13 protein-coding genes are annotated in these 20,042 nt (G+C 43.8%); 2 read left to right on the top strand and 11 right to left on the bottom strand.

Annotated features, from left to right (window positions below):
* Nucleotides 1–10: 10 nt before the first annotated feature.
* The 7 genes from C511_RS0105965 to C511_RS0105935 form a co-directional block, all read right to left on the bottom strand.
* Nucleotides 11–1,342 (bottom strand): family 43 glycosylhydrolase, encoded by a 1,332-nt coding sequence (locus C511_RS0105965; RefSeq protein ID WP_027317931.1) that lies wholly within the window; start codon nt 1,340–1,342, stop codon nt 11–13.
* Nucleotides 1,332–2,783 carry a family 43 glycosylhydrolase gene (locus tag C511_RS0105960; RefSeq protein ID WP_024996131.1) on the bottom strand — a complete coding sequence of 484 codons (1,452 nt, stop codon included), beginning with the start codon at nt 2,781–2,783 and terminating at the stop codon, nt 1,332–1,334. The genes C511_RS0105965 and C511_RS0105960 overlap by 11 nt, the downstream gene beginning before the upstream one ends.
* A gap of 2 nt (nt 2,784–2,785) precedes the next feature.
* A complete protein-coding gene (locus C511_RS0105955) occupies nt 2,786–3,436 on the bottom strand; it encodes an acetylxylan esterase (RefSeq protein WP_081698273.1) in 651 nt (216 codons plus the stop codon).
* 201 nt (nt 3,437–3,637) lie between these two features.
* Nucleotides 3,638–4,795, bottom strand: a complete 1,158-nt coding sequence (locus C511_RS0105950) for an alpha/beta hydrolase (RefSeq protein ID WP_024996133.1) — start codon at nt 4,793–4,795, stop codon at nt 3,638–3,640.
* 18 nt (nt 4,796–4,813) lie between these two features.
* Nucleotides 4,814–6,043, bottom strand: a complete 1,230-nt coding sequence (locus tag C511_RS0105945) for an alpha/beta hydrolase (protein WP_027317930.1) — start codon at nt 6,041–6,043, stop codon at nt 4,814–4,816.
* A 125-nt stretch (nt 6,044–6,168) separates the two neighbouring features.
* Nucleotides 6,169–7,845 (bottom strand): RagB/SusD family nutrient uptake outer membrane protein, encoded by a 1,677-nt coding sequence (locus C511_RS0105940; protein ID WP_024996134.1) that lies wholly within the window; start codon nt 7,843–7,845, stop codon nt 6,169–6,171.
* Nucleotides 7,846–7,889: 44 nt separating this feature from the next.
* A complete protein-coding gene (locus tag C511_RS0105935) occupies nt 7,890–11,039 on the bottom strand; it encodes a SusC/RagA family TonB-linked outer membrane protein (RefSeq protein ID WP_034781764.1) in 3,150 nt (1,049 codons plus the stop codon).
* Nucleotides 11,040–11,570: 531 nt separating this feature from the next.
* Here C511_RS0105935 and C511_RS0105925 point away from each other — a divergent pair.
* Nucleotides 11,571–15,416 (top strand): hybrid sensor histidine kinase/response regulator transcription factor, encoded by a 3,846-nt coding sequence (locus tag C511_RS0105925; protein ID WP_024996137.1) that lies wholly within the window; start codon nt 11,571–11,573, stop codon nt 15,414–15,416.
* Between the two features lie 133 nt (nt 15,417–15,549).
* Nucleotides 15,550–16,968: an MFS transporter gene (locus tag C511_RS0105920; RefSeq protein ID WP_051260465.1), complete on the top strand. Its 1,419-nt coding sequence runs from the start codon at nt 15,550–15,552 to the stop codon at nt 16,966–16,968.
* A 23-nt stretch (nt 16,969–16,991) separates the two neighbouring features.
* Here C511_RS0105920 and C511_RS17830 read toward each other — a convergent pair whose 3' ends face one another.
* The 4 genes from C511_RS17830 to C511_RS0105910 form a co-directional block, all read right to left on the bottom strand.
* Nucleotides 16,992–17,174, bottom strand: coding sequence for a hypothetical protein (locus C511_RS17830; RefSeq protein WP_148297705.1), 183 nt, complete (start codon nt 17,172–17,174; stop codon nt 16,992–16,994).
* Nucleotides 17,175–17,418: 244 nt separating this feature from the next.
* Nucleotides 17,419–17,568, bottom strand: a complete 150-nt coding sequence (locus C511_RS17825) for a hypothetical protein (RefSeq protein WP_154657483.1) — start codon at nt 17,566–17,568, stop codon at nt 17,419–17,421.
* A gap of 436 nt (nt 17,569–18,004) precedes the next feature.
* Nucleotides 18,005–18,442 carry a hypothetical protein gene (locus C511_RS0105915; protein WP_024996139.1) on the bottom strand — a complete coding sequence of 146 codons (438 nt, stop codon included), beginning with the start codon at nt 18,440–18,442 and terminating at the stop codon, nt 18,005–18,007.
* A 167-nt stretch (nt 18,443–18,609) separates the two neighbouring features.
* Complete coding sequence (locus C511_RS0105910) at nt 18,610–20,034, bottom strand: SusD/RagB family nutrient-binding outer membrane lipoprotein (RefSeq protein WP_027317928.1); 1,425 nt, start codon at nt 20,032–20,034, stop codon at nt 18,610–18,612.
* Nucleotides 20,035–20,042: the final 8 nt, after the last annotated feature.

Below are 20,042 nucleotides of genomic sequence, written 5' to 3'. Positions count from 1 at the left end.
ATTATTCCTATTATTTAAACTGTATCCAGTCGACCTCAACCTTCCCTTTATCAGCTGATACAACTGACAAATTGTGTACGCCTTGCGGAATATCTTTAACCGGAACCGTGATTAGTCCGGCTTCTTTGACAGCTATCCGGGCAATGATCTTATCATCCACTTTCACCAGTAGTTTGCCTTTTCCATTGAGGACTTGTGCCGAGACCGATGTTAGTCCGGTCGTTCCAAAATCAACATCGTTATATTGCACGTAAGCATTCCTGGCATTTAAGACAGTCTTCCAACCGGCAAAATAATCGGTCGTATCTACGTAGTTGATAGCGGCACCCATCTTACTTAATTCCGAGTAACGATCAAGCTGAATTTCATCGGTTGCATTCGTAATGCCCACCCCGCGCAATGTCGGTGTCACTTTTTGAATGGTTCCGTCTTCATTGAAGCAGATCTTATCGATACGAACGGAACGATTTTTATCGAATTGTGGCGAGTAATCATTGTGATGATAAAACAGATACCATTCACCTTTGTATTCGACAATGGAATGATGGTTTGTCCAGCATTTGGTAGGTGACTGATCCATAATCAACCCTTTATACTCGAATGGTCCCAATGGACTGTCACCCATAGCATACGACAGATTCTCTGTTTCGCCCTCTTTGGGTACCCACGGGAATGTGAAATAGTACTTGCCATTACGTTTGAAGACAAAAGGTCCTTCTTTCATCCCGTCGGGGAAATTCCCTAATGCCACCGGCTCAGAGTCGAGTTGAAGCATGTTTGGCTTAAGCCGCGCACCCTGCATGCCACGTCCCGACCAATAAATATACGCCTGCCCGTCATCGTCGATTAACGTACAAGGATCAATGCCATAGATACCTTTGATGGGTTCGGTCATGGGTACAAATCCCCCGTCGGGACGATCGGATACGGCTACACCTACCATCATCCCGAATCGTTTGGTAATGGAATCGGGTTTGACTATTGCAGGATAGTAAAAGTAGTACATGCCATCCTTGTATGCACAGTCGGGTGCCCACATAGCATACGCCTCAGCATTCAGCCAGGGCACCTTTTCCTGCGTAAGGATAACGCCATGGTCTGTCCAGTTGGTCAGGTTCTCGGACGAGAACACGTGATAATCCGCCATGCAAAACCAGTCTTTACGAAGATTGGGTTTGTCGGCAGGCGCCGGAATGTCATGCGATGGATAGAGGTACATCTTTCCATTGAAGACTCTCGCCGTAGGATCGGCTGTAAACTGTCCCTTAATAATAGGATTCTGTGCCTTTACAATGCCGATAGACAGCATTGTAAAGGTTAATAACAAATATTTAGCGGTCATGGAAATTCCATTTAGAGTTATCACTATTCATATCGAACAGACCCAACGTTGGCGTACTATCGCCTGCTGATACCAGAACAAGCTCCTTATCAGTTCCCGGCACTTTTTTAGGCATAATACGATACGTACCGTCCGTCAGTTGATCAATTCTCCACAACTGTTCAGGTGACCCGGTAAATTGAGGAACTGCCACGACTTCTGCGTCTGCAGTGGCAGCTAACGCACGATTAGTACCTTCAATCACAATCTTGTAATAAGGGCCGCCCAAGTATCCACCGGCTTCGGGCACTGCGGTAATGGTCCACTTCTGATGAGGACGGAACATGTAGTCACCGATACGTACGTTAATATCCCCTTTCGGCCACGTACCGATTACATCTTCCAACGTTTGTGATTTCAGCGGTGTCATAGGCTGAGCATCTTTCTCCCAGAAGCGATGCATACTGCCTTGCATGCGTACAAAGTCGACAGCTAGTTCGAGAGCATAACCTCTGCGTTCGGATTCAATCTCGTAAGTTCCTTCCTTGAATGCTTCTCCTGCCACGGGCCATCCGTTTTTCCACAAGAGCGGACGTATGGCTAACACGCTACGACCACCCTGATCAAAATCGGCCTCGTAATGATAAGACATTTTTTCCACGCCATCGGCTACCACGAAGCGTCCGAAGTGCCCCGGGCCTGTTTTGCGTTCGCCAGCAGCTATCACCAGCTTGCCACCGCCTTCCAACATGTCTCTACCCACATTGTCGATGTAAGGCCCCGTCACACTGCGCGAGCGTCCGACTACAATATTATAAGTAGAATTCGGTCCATCACAGCAAGTGCCGTGTGTGCCCAGCAGGTAATACCAGCCGTCGCGATACATCAAAGTGGTAGCTTCGCAGTCGATGGCAACGTTGATTTCCTTATTGCCCTCTACGCGCTTGCCGGTCTTTGGATCAAGTTCCACAATGCGAATGAATCCGAAATAGGTGCCGTAGGACAACCAGAGCCGTCCGTCCGTTGGGTCGAGCAATAGTCCGGCATCAATCGCATCGCAATCTTCATCATCAAGTGAATGAGCCACTTCGATAGGTTCGGTAAACTTGAAATCGGGAGATTTGGGATCTAACGTATTGTTCCACATAGTCAACACCCGACCAGCATGTCCGCCGCCTAATCCACCACCGGTAGCACTGTAAGCGATCAGATAGCGATCGCCAATTTTCACTGCATCCGGCGCTGCTCCTCCACCGGGGCGTTCTGCGCCACCGTTCCAAGTCCAGCCGTCCTCGGAAATCAATCCGCCTCCGCCAGTACCGAAAGTATAATATTTCCCCTCACACTCCATAATGGTAGAGGGATCGTGAATATAGGGAGTACCGATTTGTGCAAACGTTCTTTGGGATATCAATACAGACATCAGGGCTGTTGCGCCCAGTAGTATAGCTCTTGTTTTCATGGTCATTGGTTACTGATTGTCATGTTCTTAACAGGTGTTCCGTTCTCATTCAAGAAACGGACGCAAAAATCACTCATGCCCGGGCCATTGATAACGACTCCGCGCAGAATATTCCGGCCTTTCTTGAGGGTCAGACGACGTGATAGGCAGTCGTCGACTACCATGCGGCGGTCGCCCGAAAGAAGAAGAACTTCTTCGCCGTTCAGCCACCACTTAGAGGCAGAGTTGGAGCCCGCCGACAGACGAACATTCTCTATGTCTTCGGGACAATCAATGATAGTAACCGCCCAAAACAGTACGCCATATACCGGTTTTTTCAAAGCAGCAGCGAAACGATAAAGCTTCACGTTGTATAGCTTGCTGTCCAGTGCATGCCAAGTCAACTTCTGTTTCCCTACTTTAACCTTCTCACCGTCTTTAGGAAAGACCGTGAACTGGTTTTTGAAATACAGCGTATCAAATGCCTGATTCAAGTAGCTGTCGGTGAATACTGTATTGGAGCGGTTGGGTTTACTAATGGGTTCCAGTAACATCCAGCGCCGGATAAAACCCTTCTCGTCTGGTACAGAAACATCCTTTGTAGCCGGGACGAAATAATCGGCCAAATAAGTGGGTGTTTGTATTGGTTGTGGTTGTCGCGGGCCGGGCATCATTCCCGGCGTAGGATTTGGAGCACGATTGGTTACCGCACCGGTCTGCTGTGCTTCGGCATATATACCGGTAAGCAGGGATAGACCTAAAATCAACCATTTTTTGTGATGGAAAATACTCATAAATTTATTATTTTTAGATATGTAAGCGAACGGTTTGTTTTGTGCAAACAGGCACTCTATACAAAAACAAATTCGTATATTTTACTTTTTAACAAATAACAGAGGAACAAACTCTTTGAGGCAACGACGCCAAGTGAGGAACTCGTGGGCGGTACCCGGAGATTCGTAATAGATAGTTTTAATGCCCGCTGCGTTTAGTCCGTCACTCAACCCTTTGGTTCTTTCAGGACGTTCTTCGGAACCAATGCCGAGGAAAAAGGCATGCACCTTATCATTGAATGCCTTGCGATCTTTGAATACACCACCATAAACAGTATCCAGATTCTGAAGGTCAATACTGCCCGCTCCACTGAATCCACCGATGTAGGCGAACTTGTCGAGGTTGTTGAGCGTCGTATTAAATGTTAGCAATCCACCCCACGACAGACCTGCCATAGCCCGATTTTCACGATCGGTCAGTGTACGGAAATTCTTCTCAATATGAGGAATGATCTCTTTTACCAAAATATCGGGAAACTGACCGCCAAAACGTTTCATGGCATCTTGACGCGATTCACCCGGTCTGAGGCTGAGTGACTCGATATTACCATTGTCCATTACCACAATCATAGGTTTGGCCTTGCCTTCAGCAATCAGGTTATCCATAATAAAATTCATCTTACCCTGATTTGCCCAGCTTGTTTCGTTCTCACCCATACCGTGTTGCAGGTAGAGTACCGGATACTTCTTGGTAGGACTCTTGTCATATTCTGCAGGGGTATAAACGATACATCTGCGCCATTCCTTACGGATATCAGAGTAATACTGACTCTGGCTAACCAATCCATGAGGCACATTCTTTATGGAGTAGTAATCGACACCCTTTTCAGGTATTTCGATGCCACTCACCCATTTACCCATTCCGAAGAACGGTTTACCATTAGGGTCGGCAGAACTCACTCCGTCAACTATGATTTGATAGTAGTGGAACCCCACCACTTCGGGTCCTTTAGACACGAGCGACCACCAACCATCGGCTTCTTTGGTCATCTCACCACGGAAACTGATTTCCACTTTAGTGGCGTTTGGAGCATGGATACGAAAGTGCACGCGGTTGTCGGCACCGATACGCGGATACTCCGCCCCGGCAATGTTGTGTTCGTTGGGTACACTGCCTTCAGGGAAAGACTCTTGCGCTGCAGCAATCACCGGAAAGCCTATTAAAGCGATAAGAATAGCATTTGCTAATTTATTTTTCATGATATTTTTAGGGGTTAATTATTTAAAAAGAAGCGGTACAAATTCACGGAGTGAACGACGCCAGGTAAGCCATTCATGGGCAGTTCCCGGTGATTCGTAATAAACTACGTTCTTAAGATTCTTCGCTTTCATGGCGTCGGCAAAAGCTTTTACCCTTTCTGGGTTTTCTTCCGAACCGGTACTCATGAAATACAGTTTGAACTGCTTATTGAATTTCTCGGGATTGGCAAAGACACCATCATACAACGTATCGATCTGATCAACCGGACCTGCGCTGCCACCACTGAAAGCACCTAGGCTGGCAAACTTATCCTGATTGCTCAATACAGCCGAATATGTGTGCATAGCACCCATCGAAAGCCCTGCCATAGCGCGGTTTTCACGTGTCGGTTTGGTGCGGAACGAAGCATCAATCATCGGAACAATCTCTTTGACGAGTAATTCGGGGAACATGCCCAACATGCGCTGCATATTCATAGCGGGGCGAGGAGTTTGTCTCTGAGCTGCATTTGGAGCTGGAGCAGCCGCACCGGCAAGGAAAGCATTCGTTTGAGGATTATCAAATCTGACTGTAGGCGCGCCGGGAGGCAATGCATAGCCACGATCCATCACAACAATCATCGGAACAGCTTTCTTTTCAGCAATCAGGTTATCCATTATATTCCCCATACGTCCTTGAAAAACCCAGCCTGTTTCGTCTTCGCCACCACCATGTTGCAGGTAAAGAACGGGATAGCTTTCATTGGCGTTTTTATCATACTGAGGAGGCGTATAGACATAGCACATTCTCCACGCTTGCGTCATTTCCGACCAGTACTTCTTCATGCGAATATCACCGTGTGGCACATTTTGCACTTTATCGTAGGGTAACCCTTCGGGAATTTCAATTGCACTAACCCATTTACTCATGCCATAGTATGACTTGGTAGCAGGATCGGCAGCAGAGATGCTATCAATAATGATTTGATAGTAGTGAAATCCTACCGTTTCAGGTTTGGGCGACACGTAGGTCCAATATCCATCGGCTTCGCGGGTCATCGGGCCACGAAAACTGATTTGCACTTTCTTGGCATACGGAGCATGTATTCTAAAATAAGTATTTCCTTGGGCATCTAAACGAGGCCATTGGACTCCTTCAAGGTTATGTTCATTCGGAACTGTTCCTTCGGGGAAAGACTCCTGCTGAGCATTCACCGTCAGTGGCAACGCCAACAAGGAAGAGAAAGCAAGCTTTAATAAAATTTTCATGATTCTATTATTTGTTTAGTGGATATTATATAAAAATGTCCGCGCCACGGTATATTTACAGCGCGGACATTCTGCATTACATGCCAGCATTCAATGAGTTACAATGCAATTTTTAAAACCTATTTTTATTCACCACTCGGGTTCTGCTTTAGGTTAGGATTGATTGAAGTTGCGGCAAATGGATATGCGAAATATTCATGTTTACCTTTCACAAAACCTGTTTGACCCTTGTTGGGATTTGACGTCTCCACATACAGGCGATGGATCGGCTCATTCTTAGTAAAGAAAGCATCGTAGGTAGTTGGTATGTTCTTACCATTATTTACAACACCATCCGTATCACCCCAGCGTACCATATCGGGGAAACGAACTGCCTCAAGCCACATCTCATAGCTCTTCTCGTTCTTTACTTCCTGCATGGTAAGTTCAGTTGAGAGATGAGCAGAACCCGCACGTTTCTGAATATCCTGAAGACATTTCAGACCCAAACCATTTGGATCGGAAGTTTGTGCACAAGCCTCAGCATACATCAAGAGAACTTCAGCGTAACGGAAGATAGTGAGATTCTTGAATCCATACCAACCCTTCTCGTTATCTTCAGGCCACGCAACGAATTTGTTAGCGAAATAACCTGCAAAGCCATAAAGGCCTGTTGGATCCTTGATTCCAATCTTAGGCGATTTCTCCAGCTCGGCGCGAGTCAAGTTTTCACCTTTGGTACCATTCCAATCCATTTCATAAAGAAATTCGTCACCAGTAAGGAATGTCGCTTTACGACGTGGTGAGTTACCATCGTTTGCCAACATTCGTTCTGCAAAATCAGCACGGATAGAGTGACCACCCCAACCATCGGGACCGATAAATGAAGGTTTGGTAGCTAACTTGTCAGTACGCCAGTTCCAGAACTGAATCCACATCCAAGATGTACGCTGGATTTTGTTACTCCAGTCACCAACAGCAGCATTTTCAAGTGCGTTAGCTTGGAAAATCATCTCCTCACAGAGGTCACCTGATGCGTGGAACAAATTTGGCCAACGTTCAGTAGGAACTAGTTCGTATTTTTTTGAAGTGATAACCTGCTCCAAGTTAGCTTTCGCTCCGGCATAGTCACCTTTAAACAAGCGAGCCTTACCGGCTACGGTAAGAGCAAAGCCCTTCGTTACCTTTGAGGCACCCACCTTGTCTGATGGGCTTTCACGTTCGTCAAGATCGGCAACTGCGGCCTCTGCTTCTTTGGCACACCATTCCAGCAACCCATTGTGGCCGCCTTCAACCGCATTGTTAGCCGGTTTATCACTCGGCTTAAGAATATGATCAACCAATGGAGGGCAGTCCCAAGCAATAGCGAGCATCATATGCGACCAGGCACGCAGTGTACGAGCTTCCGCACAAACCCGTTTCTTAATAGACGTAGTGGGTTCTATATTGTCCAAGATAAGGTTGCAATCATAAATCACACCATAGAGTCCCCAGTACGTATTCTTGATTACTTCATTTTGTGAATCATAGCGAAACTCGTTAATCTGTGCACCAAAGTCGTTGTCACCATACATATTACCTGCTGCCAACATATCATCGCCAGCTTCGTCAAAAAGCAAAGGGAGGGCCACATAAATACCTTCATTACCGGCTATATTCAAACAGAATGATTGATAGAGATTGTTGAGTGCATTCTGTGCATCATCATCAGTCTTATAAAAACTATCAAACGAGATGACACCTTTCTGTTCAATGTCGAGGCGATCCTCGCAAGCACTGAAAAGGAATGCAACACCTAAAAGGGAATATATTATTTTTCTCATAATAAATTACTTTTTAAAAAGTTTTTCAAAAATTACTTTCTCTATTAAAATGCAAAGCTTGCACCGAATGTGCATTTCTTCATGGTTGGGTATGTACCAATATCATATCCTCCACCACCATTATTGGAAGTCGTTGCAGTCTCAGGATCCATACCAGGATAGCTTGAGAAAGTAAAGAAGTCATCCAAAGAAACGAAGAAGCGAAGTTCCTTAAGAGCAATTCTCTTGGTGAGTGTTTTGGGCAATGTGTAGCCTAATTGTATCTGTTTAATCTTGAAATAATCACCTTTAAACATTGAAGCACTTGAACTCCAGAAGTAACGGTCTTGAGCAACATTTGCAACAGCAGGCATAGAAGCATTTTTGTTGGTTTCGCTCCAAGCATTGTCCATGTAATACTTCAGTGAATTACGCATAGGCGTATCTGCACGATAAAGGATATTGAAAATCTTATTACCTCCTACACCTGTACCAAATACAGAGAAATCCAAACCTTTATACTCCAAATTTATAGTCAAGCCATAAGTAAACCTTGGAATGGCGCTACCTATATCGGTCATATCCTGGTCGCTTAGCTCTGAAGAGGAAACAATTTTACCCTCATGGTTACGGAATTGAGCTGCACCGGTTTCTTTGTTAACACCTGCATAATCGTATGCACGGAAGTACCATATAGAGTGACCTTCCTCAAATGCGGAACATACCATGTTATTGGTACCATCTACACCACCTTTGTTGCCAGTGATGCGAGTGATGTCGTCATACAAATAAGTAACCCTGTTTCTCAAAGTAGAGAAGTTTCCGGAAATATTATACTTCAAATCGCCAATATGATCTTTCCAAGAGGCTTCAAATTCAAATCCCCTGTTGTTAATCTCACCGGCATTGACTATAGTCGTATTTACATACACTTCAGGAACCGGGTTGGTAGATATGAGAAGATCCTTTGTATCCTTGTTAAAATAGTCAAGACTAAGTGTCAACCTATCATTAAAGAAACGCATGTCAAGACCGAAGTCCAACTGTTCAGATGTTTCCCACTTGAGGTTCGGATTGGCAAGACCCGATGGATAAGATCCATAGTGCTGAGCAGGGTCATCACCATATTGATACCAAGAAGAATTGTAACTGATTGGCGAAACATAGGGATAATTGCTAAGCACACTAACATTACCGTTACGTCCCCAAGAAGCACGGAATTTCAAGAATGAAAGAAGATCGCTGCTAATGTTGTTTGTAATAAATTTCTCATTTCCGATATTCCAGCCTACGGCAACTGAAGGAAACTTACCCCAACGTTTGTCAGAAGGAAGTTTGGAAGTATCAAATGCGTCGGCACGGTAATTAAACTGCAAACTATAACGATTGTCGTAAGTATATAAGAATCGGCCAAAGTAAGAGAGGCTCGTAGAAAGTCCCGGAAGGTTACCGATACTCTTTGTTGTAGTCTCAGCTGAGTTTACATAATCGAGATACTTAAAGTTGTTAGCGTCACCGGAAAGTATTTTGTTACCACCTGTACCGGTAGCTGATGCTGATACATTGTCCGAGCGATATTCAGTATATGACATACCGATCATAGCACCGATATTGTGCTTCTCGAATAATGTCTTATTGAAGTTTGCAAAGTTTTCCCACTGATAGTAATGGTTATTGTTGGCTGAAGCTGAAATAGTATAATCTGTAGCTTTAGCTTGACCATTCATATAATAAGGTTCAGCATAGTCGTGATTGTTAGTCTGTGCAATGATGTAAGAGAACCGGGATGTCATCACAAGACCATCAATAGGAGTCAGGTCTGCAAAAGCAGTACCACGAACCGTGAAACCGGAACTTTTAGCATTGCGGCGATCACGCTGGAGGAGAGGGTTACCGTTGTCATCCTTCTGAAATTTTGAAGTAGCATAGTACTTGCCATTTGGAGCAACAAGGATGGTTTCAGGATTCGTAGCATACTGTTCTTTCATGTCTGTTGTGAAGTCATCAACGCTATCCCAATATACAGGAGTCAGAGGATCGAGTAAAAGAGCCGGTGCCAACATAGAGCCATAAGCGCTTTGATGAGTGATATTGCGGGTAGCCCATTTTTCAATAGAGGTGTTTGTACCAACCTTAATCCAGCTATAGAGTTGGTAGTCTGCATTGAGTTGACCGGTAAGACGAGTATAGGTATCTTTCTTTCCACGTACAATACCATCGTTGTTTAAGTAGTTTACAGAAGTAAAGAAATGACCTTTATCATTGCCGTCTTGAAAGGTAACAGAATGCTGAGTTGCCCAGCTATCTCCAAATACTTCTTTTATCCAGTCAGTCTCTTGAGGGTTGTCGTAATCAACTCCATTGCTCTGGCAAAGAGTTTTCATGTCGTAACCGGACAATTCCTTATATTTGATCCAATCTTTTGCACCGAAAATTTCAGGGGTTTTGCCAAGTCTCTGGTTGATAGCCTTGAAAGAGTACGTTATTTTCGGACGACCATTGGCGCTATTACCGGTCTTTGTTGTAATAAGAACAACACCATTACCGGCCTGAGCTCCATAAATTGCAGCTGACGCCGCATCCTTAAGAACCTCCATAGACGCAATCATTGAAGGATCAAGATACTGAATATTGTCTACCTTTAAACCATCAACAATTAATAGAGGACCTAGTTTATCTGAATTGGATGAATAGCCACGAATACGAATTGAAGCACCTTGGCCGGGAGCGCCCGATGAATTCAAAACCTGAATACCGGCAGCCTTACCTTGAAGAGCAGCACCGGCATCTACTGTTGAAAGGTTCTTAATGTCGTCTCCGTTGACCGAGGCAATAGCACCTGTAATGTCACTCTTCTTCTGAACACCGTAACCAACTACCACTACTTCGTCGATAAGTTTTGTATCTTCCTCCATATTGATGTTGATCACATTACGCCCATTGACCTGGATAGTCTGAGATTTGAAACCTACAAAAGATACAGTAATAGTTGCATTACTGTTTCGTACTTGAATCGAATAATTACCTGTGAGATCGGTAATAGCACCATTGTTTGTTCCATTCTCTAAAATAGCCACACCAATCATTGGCTCAGAATCTATACCTGAGACGATTGTGCCTTTGACTTGAAATTGCGCCCATGCTGACATAGATGTAAAAAGCATAAGCACAAATAAGCAAGAAATCTTCTGATTTTTCTTAATTACATTTTTCATACAATTAGTTTAAGAATTAATAATCGCATTTTCTTTCTAAAAAAAGATACTTGAATAATAGATTTCGATTAACCATCAGTGTGAACTTCCCGCGGAGGTTAGTGAGCACACCATTTGACATCCTTTTTACTAAGATATTTAAGCCAGTAGTTGGCCCTTTATTTTTATCGGTCATCGTACCGGAGATGGTACACTGTTTGACCGACACCCAGATGAACACGAAAGGCATCGTTAGGATACAAATTACTTTTTTCATTCTGTGATTAGTTTAAAAGTTAACAATTTCGGCGGTAAATGTAAGGGCAATGAATAATGGTGGAGTTTAAAAATGAATATTTGTTTTTCACTATTAGATATAAATGGAAATATATCTAAAATTAGAAAACATATACCTAAAATTTGAAACGCTGATCAGCGTAGTCCGTCGAAAGTTGACCGATAAACAAAAAAGCATCCCGAATTAGCGGTAAAGTCGAATTCTTTTCCTTATTTTGTAAGTGTTACAAATCTATTCATTGAAAAACACCGTATATGAAGTCATGTTTTCTGTCCTTCGTCTTTCTGCTTTTGCCGTTAGCGAGTTATTGCATCGGCAACTTGAGCTTCTATAACATCAATGACACCTATGGAATTGCCAACCGCGAAACGACCTCAATATGCAAGGATGCTGACGGATTTACCTGGATAGCCTCTAAGACAGGCATTATGAGGTTGACGGACAGTGACTGCCGAGTATATCAACTACCTTACGAATCAATGGCCGTGGTTTCCGTCGAAATAACCTGGCAGGAAAACCGCTTGCTGGCTTTCACCAATAAGGGCGAAATATTTTGCTACAATCCGCGGCACGACAGCTTCGAACGCTTCTTCAATTTTTCCCGGCAGATGAACGTTGCCAATCTTTGGGTCTTTAACCTAGAGGTGGATCGCGATGGGAGTTTGTGGATAGCCTCCTCACGGGGACTATACTATTATAAAGATAATCGTTGCACTCTTATAACTCAAACGGCCGGTGAAGCCTACCACACAACACGTTACGACGCCCGCCACTTAATTGCCACCGGTCCCGGGGGAATTTTCTTAGTTGATACGAAACAACATCATGTGGAGCGTTGGAATGGAAAAATGAATATACAGCCGTCATCACTCCTGCTCGACCGGGCAATGAACCGACTGTGGATAGGCACATATTCCAGCGGACTTTATTACTTTGACTACATCACACGGGAACTTCATGCAGCCACTGTACCAAACTTCCCGCAGCAATGCATCAAGGATCTTGAGCTAGTGCGCGACTCCACCCTTTGGTGCGGCATCGACGGGCGCGGTGTGTGGGTGCTCTCACATGACGGCAGCCGAAAGATTACAACGTATCAAGAGGATGTGGACAATCAGTTTTCTATATCCGGAAATGGTGTATACGATATTTATTATGATCCATCCGGACGAATTTGGGTCTGTTCAGTCACCGGCGGCACGTCGGTAGCAGACCTCTCATCGCCTACCCTAGTAAGGCTCCGCCATAGCATCAATAACCCCAACTCCTTAATCAATAACCACATCCATGCCCTGATTGAGGACAGCCAAGGGCAACTGTGGGCAGGAACCAACAGTGGTCTGAGTTGTTGGAATCCTCGCACCGACAAGTGGGTCAATTATTTTGAAGAAAGGGATGGAGAAACCTACATCGTTCTATCGCTCTGCGAAGACGCAGACGGAAACATCTGGGCGGGTACTTATGCGCACGGTGTATACGTCATTGACAGCAAAAGTTTAAATATCATCGCCCACCACACGCAACCAACGGGTATCCTTGCCAAGACAGGCTTCGTTTTTGACATTCTCAAAGACAAGGACGGTAACATGTGGCTTGCGGGAACAAGCGGAGAAATCATGAAGTATAACCACCACACCCGGAAGTTTGAAGTTTACCCGAAGGAATCGGTCTATGCCATGGCCGAATGGGGCGACCGTATGATAATACTGGCCTGTAACTATGGATTGCTTACGCTCGACAAAAAAACAAAGAAGACAACCACGCTGCTAACCGATAATATGATACAAGATGTTGCTGTTGTGCAGGATAAGATATGGGCAGGCAGTAGTGGTGGAGGTCTCTTTAGCTACAACATCCGTACGCATATCATAAAAAAATACGATACGCGTCACGGCCTCATATCCAACTATGTGAATAGCCTCCTTTATGCCGATGGATATCTCTGGTTAGGAACAGAAAATGGACTTTGTCGCTTCAATACCATTGACAAAACAATTACGACCTATCCTTCTCCGATGAATCTCTCCACCGTTTCTTATAGTTCGGATGCCTGCTTCCGCCTGCGCAACGGCATGTTCGCCTGGGGAACCTCCGACGGTGTAATCATGCAGGACCCAAAGTACTTATACCGACATAAATTGACAGGGCACATTTACATACAAGACATACTCCTGTCGGGACGGTCCATTCGCCAGTATCCCGATCTTTTGCCTGAAACTCCGCTGGACAGCATCAGTAACATCACGCTCCAACATCAACAGAACAATGTAACCCTCAACATCCTACCCATAGGAGATAATTCGCGCACAGCACGCTTCTCTTGGAAAATGGAAGGAGTTGACGATGACTGGAATACCCTGACCGACCAGAGATTTATTAATTATACCAACCTTAATCCGGGCACTTATCGGCTACTTATCCGGCTATACAATCACGAACTCATTGCTGAGCGCTCGCTGATCATCCGTGTCACTCCGGCTTTTTGGGCAACCTGGTGGTTCAAACTGGCTTGCCTTCTGCTTGCCGGATGTTTGGCTTACTTTTTCTTCTGGTTTTATACCAATCGGCTAAACCAACGTCATGCCGAAGATAAGCTACGCTTCTTCACCAACATCGCACACGATTTACGTACAGCACTCACGCTCATTAAGGCACCTATTGAAGAATTAAATCAGGTCAACAGTCTCTCCAAACATGACAAACAGTATCTTCACCTAGCGGCAGAGCAGACGCGACGACTTACATCGGTAGCTACTCAACTGCTCGATTTCCAAAAAGTGGACATGGGTAAAGAACCGTTTTATCCGGTTATGGCTGATGTCGTAGCTCTTGTAGGCTGTCGCGTCAGCATGTTCGATTCGATAGCAGCAACGAAACACATACAGATTAATTATCATTACAATACAGATGTATACTTCACGGCTATTGATATCGATATGATGGAGCGAGTGATAGACAATCTGCTCTCCAATGCTATCAAATATTCGCACGAGCATTCAACCGTAGACGTGCGTTTTCACGGAGACGAAAACGAGTGGCGGCTAAGTGTTGCAGATTATGGCATTGGTATTAGCCGCAAGGCGCAAAACAAGCTATTTCATGAGTTCTACCGTAGCGAAAATGCCATCAATGCTAAGATTACAGGCTCTGGGATCGGACTATCTATGGCAAAAGCACTGGTAGAACTACACGATGGCAAAATTAGCGTGGAAAGTGAAGAAGAGAAAGGCTCTACATTTGAAATAGTAGTACCCTGCCGCAAAAACGAGAGACAAAAGAATATCAGCAAACCTATAAATGACCTGCCACAGGAAGATTCCGCCGCTAACTGCACAACCGATGATATGCGTATTTTGATTGTAGAAGATAATGACGACTTGCGTCATTTCATGATCCGCCCGTTAGGCAAACACTTCCAGGTAGCCACCGCAGCCAACGGAGTTGAGGCATGGGAATATATCCGGCAAGAAATCCCCGACCTGATTGTATCAGATATTATGATGCCGCGTATGGACGGTTTTGAACTTTGTCGACTGGTTAAATCAACCTTCGAGACATCTCACATCCCGTTGATCCTCCTCACTGCTCTTTCAGAAAAGACCGACGAACTACACGGTTTGGGTTTGGGAGCAGACGATTACATGACCAAACCGTTCGACATGAAAACATTAACGCAACGCATCACTTCCATCATACATAACCGCCGTATTATTGGCGCAAAATTCATCGCTGCAGGACATGTCACCGAAGCAAAAACCTTGTCCGGCGAACCAGTCAATATGCTGAACGATGTTTTCGTTAAACAGGCTCTTGACGTGGTTGTACGTTATTTGGACGACGCAGACTTCGGCAAGGAAGAGTTTGCTAAAGAAATGGGAGTCAGCACATCATTACTTTTCAAGAAGATCAAAGCACTGACAGGTATATCGGTTGTTGATTTCATACGCAATGTACGCATGGAGCATGCCATGAAACTTATAAATGAAAAGGAATACAGCATCAGCGAAATAGCCTATAAATGTGGATTTTCCTCCATTGGCTATTTTAGTACCGTCTTCAAAAAACATTTTGGCAAGTCGCCTACCGATTTCATGATTTAGCCTGAGTCCGATATAATATATGGAGAAAGCACGCTTTTTATCTAAAAGTACAAATCAAATATCTATTCGTGAAAGTGAATGGCAGTGCTATGCCGTATTTTTACCGTTACAAAACTAATAATATATCATAAATATGAAAAACAAAAACAGTATGACCGTAGCAACACAAAAAGAACAGGAATCCAAAGGTTTCTTCAAACTCTCATGGTTCGAAAGAATTGCATTCGGATCGGGCGATATGGCCCAGAATTTTATATATCAAACCGTTACAACATACCTACTCTTCTTTTATACCAATGTTTACGGACTAAATCCGGCTATTGCCAGCGCCATGTTTCTGGGAGTCAGGATAATAGATGCCATCTGGGATCCCATCGTAGGAGTCTTTGTCGATAAAACCTCTACCCGTTTCGGCAAATACAGGGGTTGGCTGCTTATAATGGCTTTACCACTCACTGTGCTGATGATACTCTGCTTTGTGGTGCCTCCGCTGGGCGAAACGGGCAAGGTTATCTACGCCTGTCTTACTTATGTGTTACTGTCCATTCTCTATACTACGGTAAATGTTCCGTTCGGAGCGCTCAATGCCGCACTTACCCGCGACCAGCAGGAAATTACGATACTGACTACAGTTAGAATGTGGCTTGTAAATGTAGCGCAGGTGGCTATCACTTACGGTGTTCCTACTTTGGTTATCTTTTTCTCGGGAACAATGGATTCCGCTGAAGCACGAAACGGTTGGTTCACCACCATTTTACTTTATGGCATCATCGGATTTGTTGCACTTCTGTTCTCATTTTGGGGTACGAAAGAACGAGTTGTTATTTCGGTCGAAGAGCAAACGAATGTCAAGCTTAGCGATTTATTTACCGAAATTGTCCGCAACAAACCCCTACGCATTATTTCACTCATGTTTATAACTGCATTTGCAATTATGGCGATAGGTAATTCTGCCGGAACTTATTTTGTGAAATATAATCTTGGAGATGAAGGACTTGTAGGTATTTATAACGTTATTTCGGCACTACCGGCGTTAGTGATATTACCTTTTATACCATGGCTGCGTAAAACATTGGGTAAAAAACAATTGCTCTATGTTTCCCTGATTATATCCTTCATCGGTTTTGTGCTTTTGTTCGTCGTTCCTACTCAATGGACAGCAATGATTTTCGTTGCACAAACAATCCGTTCAATTGGTTTTTGTGTAGTGGGAGCTTTCATTTGGTCATTAATTCCGGAAGCAATAACTTATGGCGAATGGCAGAGCGGTAAACGCATATCAGGCATTGCCAATGCTTTAATTGGCTTTTTCTTCAAATTCGGACTTGCCGTAGGAGGTTTTGTGCCTGGAATTGTACTAACGATGACAGGATTCAATGCCGACAATGCTGTTCAAACCGATTCGGCCTTACTCGGTATCCGTCTTCTACTAGCAGTATTTCCCGCCATCTTAGTGGCAGTGCTGTACTACATCGTTTCGTGTTACAACCTAACCGACGAGCAACTGATAAAGTATGGAAAGGAAATTGAAATGAAAAATGAGAAAAAATGATCGATAGCATCTTTTAAAAATAATTATGGGGTAATTAACCGCAGTGCATAAAAGGACTCGTTGGAGTCACCCACATAAATAATTCCATTGACTATACGAGGAGTAGAGAGAATAGATCCCAATGCAAGTATTTGTTTCTCGGATGCAGCTATATCATCGCCATATAGTTTGAAATCATCTCTAAAAGTTCCATCATCGTTGTACACCCGATGATAAATATATTTACCACCATCCGTCTGAAAGACTTTCTATATAGTGCACGAAGCAGGATCTATCTGATATAATTTACCGTTTAAACAACCAAATAGTATCTGATTACGTAACAAAACCGCTTCTGCATACACCCTCATATTCAATGGAAAACTTGTTTTAATTTCTCCGGTTGCAGCCTTCCTTCACACACCGAAAACAGTGTGAATCTGACGTTCCGTAGCACAGCAAACCATCATCCTAAAGTGGTGTAGCAATAATCCAGTTATTGGCTTCTTCCTTACTCCAGTTGAGTTTGCCCGATTGCATGTTGAGCGAATACATAAAGTTATCTCTGCACCCAAAAACAACCGATTTAATTGTAAGAAGTAGCCCTTTTCTGAATTTCACCCTTAGGAAAGTATTCGTTCCCCTTTGTTTTAAATTTCCATATCAAACCACCAGAGTGAAAAGACGCTCAACAAGCCAAGTTAACTGGAGAACAATAAATTACGATGATTCATACAAATAATTATTTTCATGAGACCGATTTGAAGTTTAACGCATCAAAGATAAACAAAAATATGAAAAAATAAGAAAGCGTACACTTAACATCACGCTAAATGTACGCCAATATAAACTAAAAAAAATACTTATTATGAAAGCGGGATGAATCTTCAAAACTAATTATTAGACACACGTTATACTTCACCCCCGCTTCTTCATAACAGACTAATTCCCGCTATCACAGCGAAAAAGTAATATTTTTGAGTTAACACAAATGGATATACGAAGAGTATGCCCATCAATAATGACAGGCTGCACGAAATGAAAAATAAACCGGAAACTAAATAAGGATGTGGCGCAGGGTATAAATATAGTAGTGACCTCCCTGCCTGATAAATTTATTATTGGTATTTAAGAGGGTACTCTTGCGTTGAGTCAGCAAAGTATCGAGCTGGCGAATAGCCAGAATTGTTAGCGCAGATTTATAAAATTTCTGGAAACTTATGCCTATAAAAGTGTTATTCTGAGAAAGAATGCCTTTGGACACGTTCCAATCACCCGCAGCAGCAGATGTTTCATAGGTAGAATGAGATGAGTTTTGCAAATCGGATGCAACCGATAAATGTGCCGAAGTATCTTCCTGATCATAATTAGGGTGCACCTCCATAGAGGAAACACGATCATGACAAGACGACGCCTTGCTGATCTGATCTCCTGCTGCAAGAAATAGTACAGCAAAGAGAGCTAACAATAATATGGCTTTAAACTTGGAACTCATATTCGGGGCAAAAGTACAAATGATTATTGAAATAATGTCATCAGTGAGCAAGTCTTTTTGTTTAATTCAAGTTAACGCTAACAACATACTTCCTGAAAAGCACAAAGGACAGGTCAACCGTTCCGATAACGATTGCCTGTCCTTGCACTTAACAATATATACTCTCTCTAATTCACATCAAACCAAAGACGCGTGGTAAGCAAATCGGGGCCCTGACTGGACACTGCCAACTTATAGTTAATTCCGTTCAATGATTGCTCGGTGCCGGGATAGAAGAAACGAGAAGGCATCTTGCCATCGAGTACGGTAGATACACCTGCAGTTAACTGCGGATAATCAAGACGGCGCCACTCGGCAAATGCATCCAACCCTTGTCCGTAGAAGGCGATCCATTTTTGTAATCCGATAGATTCTTTATAATTTGCTGCATTGTATAAAACAGCAGGTTGCAACAAGTAGGTTGCAATCACTGTGGCATCGGTTACACCAAATTGCTTCAACGAAGCTGTTATACCTTCTTTGTAATAGGTATCGGCATTGCCCGAAATAAAGCCTCTTGCCACAGCCTCAGCCAAGGAAAATTGGACTTCTGCATAACTCAAAATTACGGCAGGCGATTCTGAAGTCAGAAAATAAGTTCCCGGTTTGGATGTCTTGGCAAAGCCCTGATTGTTCGCTTCGCTGTTTGACAAGCCATTGGCGGCTCCTACATAAGTGGTAACGCTTTCGTCCGTAGGCAGTTGGGCGTAAACGGCTAAGCGCGGGTCAGAAAGTGCTTTAAGCTTGTCGACCAATGTTTTGGATACACGAAAGTCGTCACGCGTTTCAAACCAGGCAGAAGCCGGATTTTGCTGAGGCGAACTGGTGTAAACGAACTGAAAATTTCCGGCATTATTGTCAATAAGACCGGCAGCATCTGCCACAACAGCTGTCACTTCTTGTTTGGCCAAATCAGATTCACGATCGGCAATACGAAGAGCGATGCGCAAACGCAGTGAGTTCACAAACTTTTTCCATTTAGCAATGCTACCGTCATAAACAACATCTCCTTCTATCTTTTCGCCCGATGTAGATAACAGTGATTGTGCCGTTTTCAAATCATTCAACAAACCCAGATAAACATCGCGTTGCGCATCATACTTGGGAGTTGTTTTTTGTCCGGCCTCCGAATAGGGAATATCACCATACGCATCGGTCAGCAACTGAAATACCCAAGAACGAAGGGCTAGCGCTACTCCTTTATAATTGGAGTGTGCCTCTTGATCCGTAAAATTAAGAATGGTATTCAAATCGGTTATCAAGGTGGCGTATCCGGTGTTCCACAGAGTTGTAAAACTAGTGTTAGACACGTCATAACGATCGGGTTCCGTATATTGAATTTTGGCCCATTGCTGTACAAAAAGCAATGACGAGTTAAAATTATTATCAGCACCCCAATACAAATCGGCACCCTGCTTCAGCGTACCGGTAAGCAAATAAGCCGGCAATGGATGTTCCGTTGCGTTAGGGTTGGTATTGATATCATCGAGTTGGCTGTTGCAAGAAGCAAGTGCAAAGACCAATACAAAAGCTGCTACTATATTCTTCTTCATGAGTGTAC

Source organism: Bacteroides graminisolvens DSM 19988 = JCM 15093 (genome assembly GCF_000428125.1).
GTDB classification, from domain to species: domain Bacteria; phylum Bacteroidota; class Bacteroidia; order Bacteroidales; family Bacteroidaceae; genus Bacteroides; species Bacteroides graminisolvens.
This window is presented reverse-complemented; position numbering and strand designations above follow the sequence as displayed.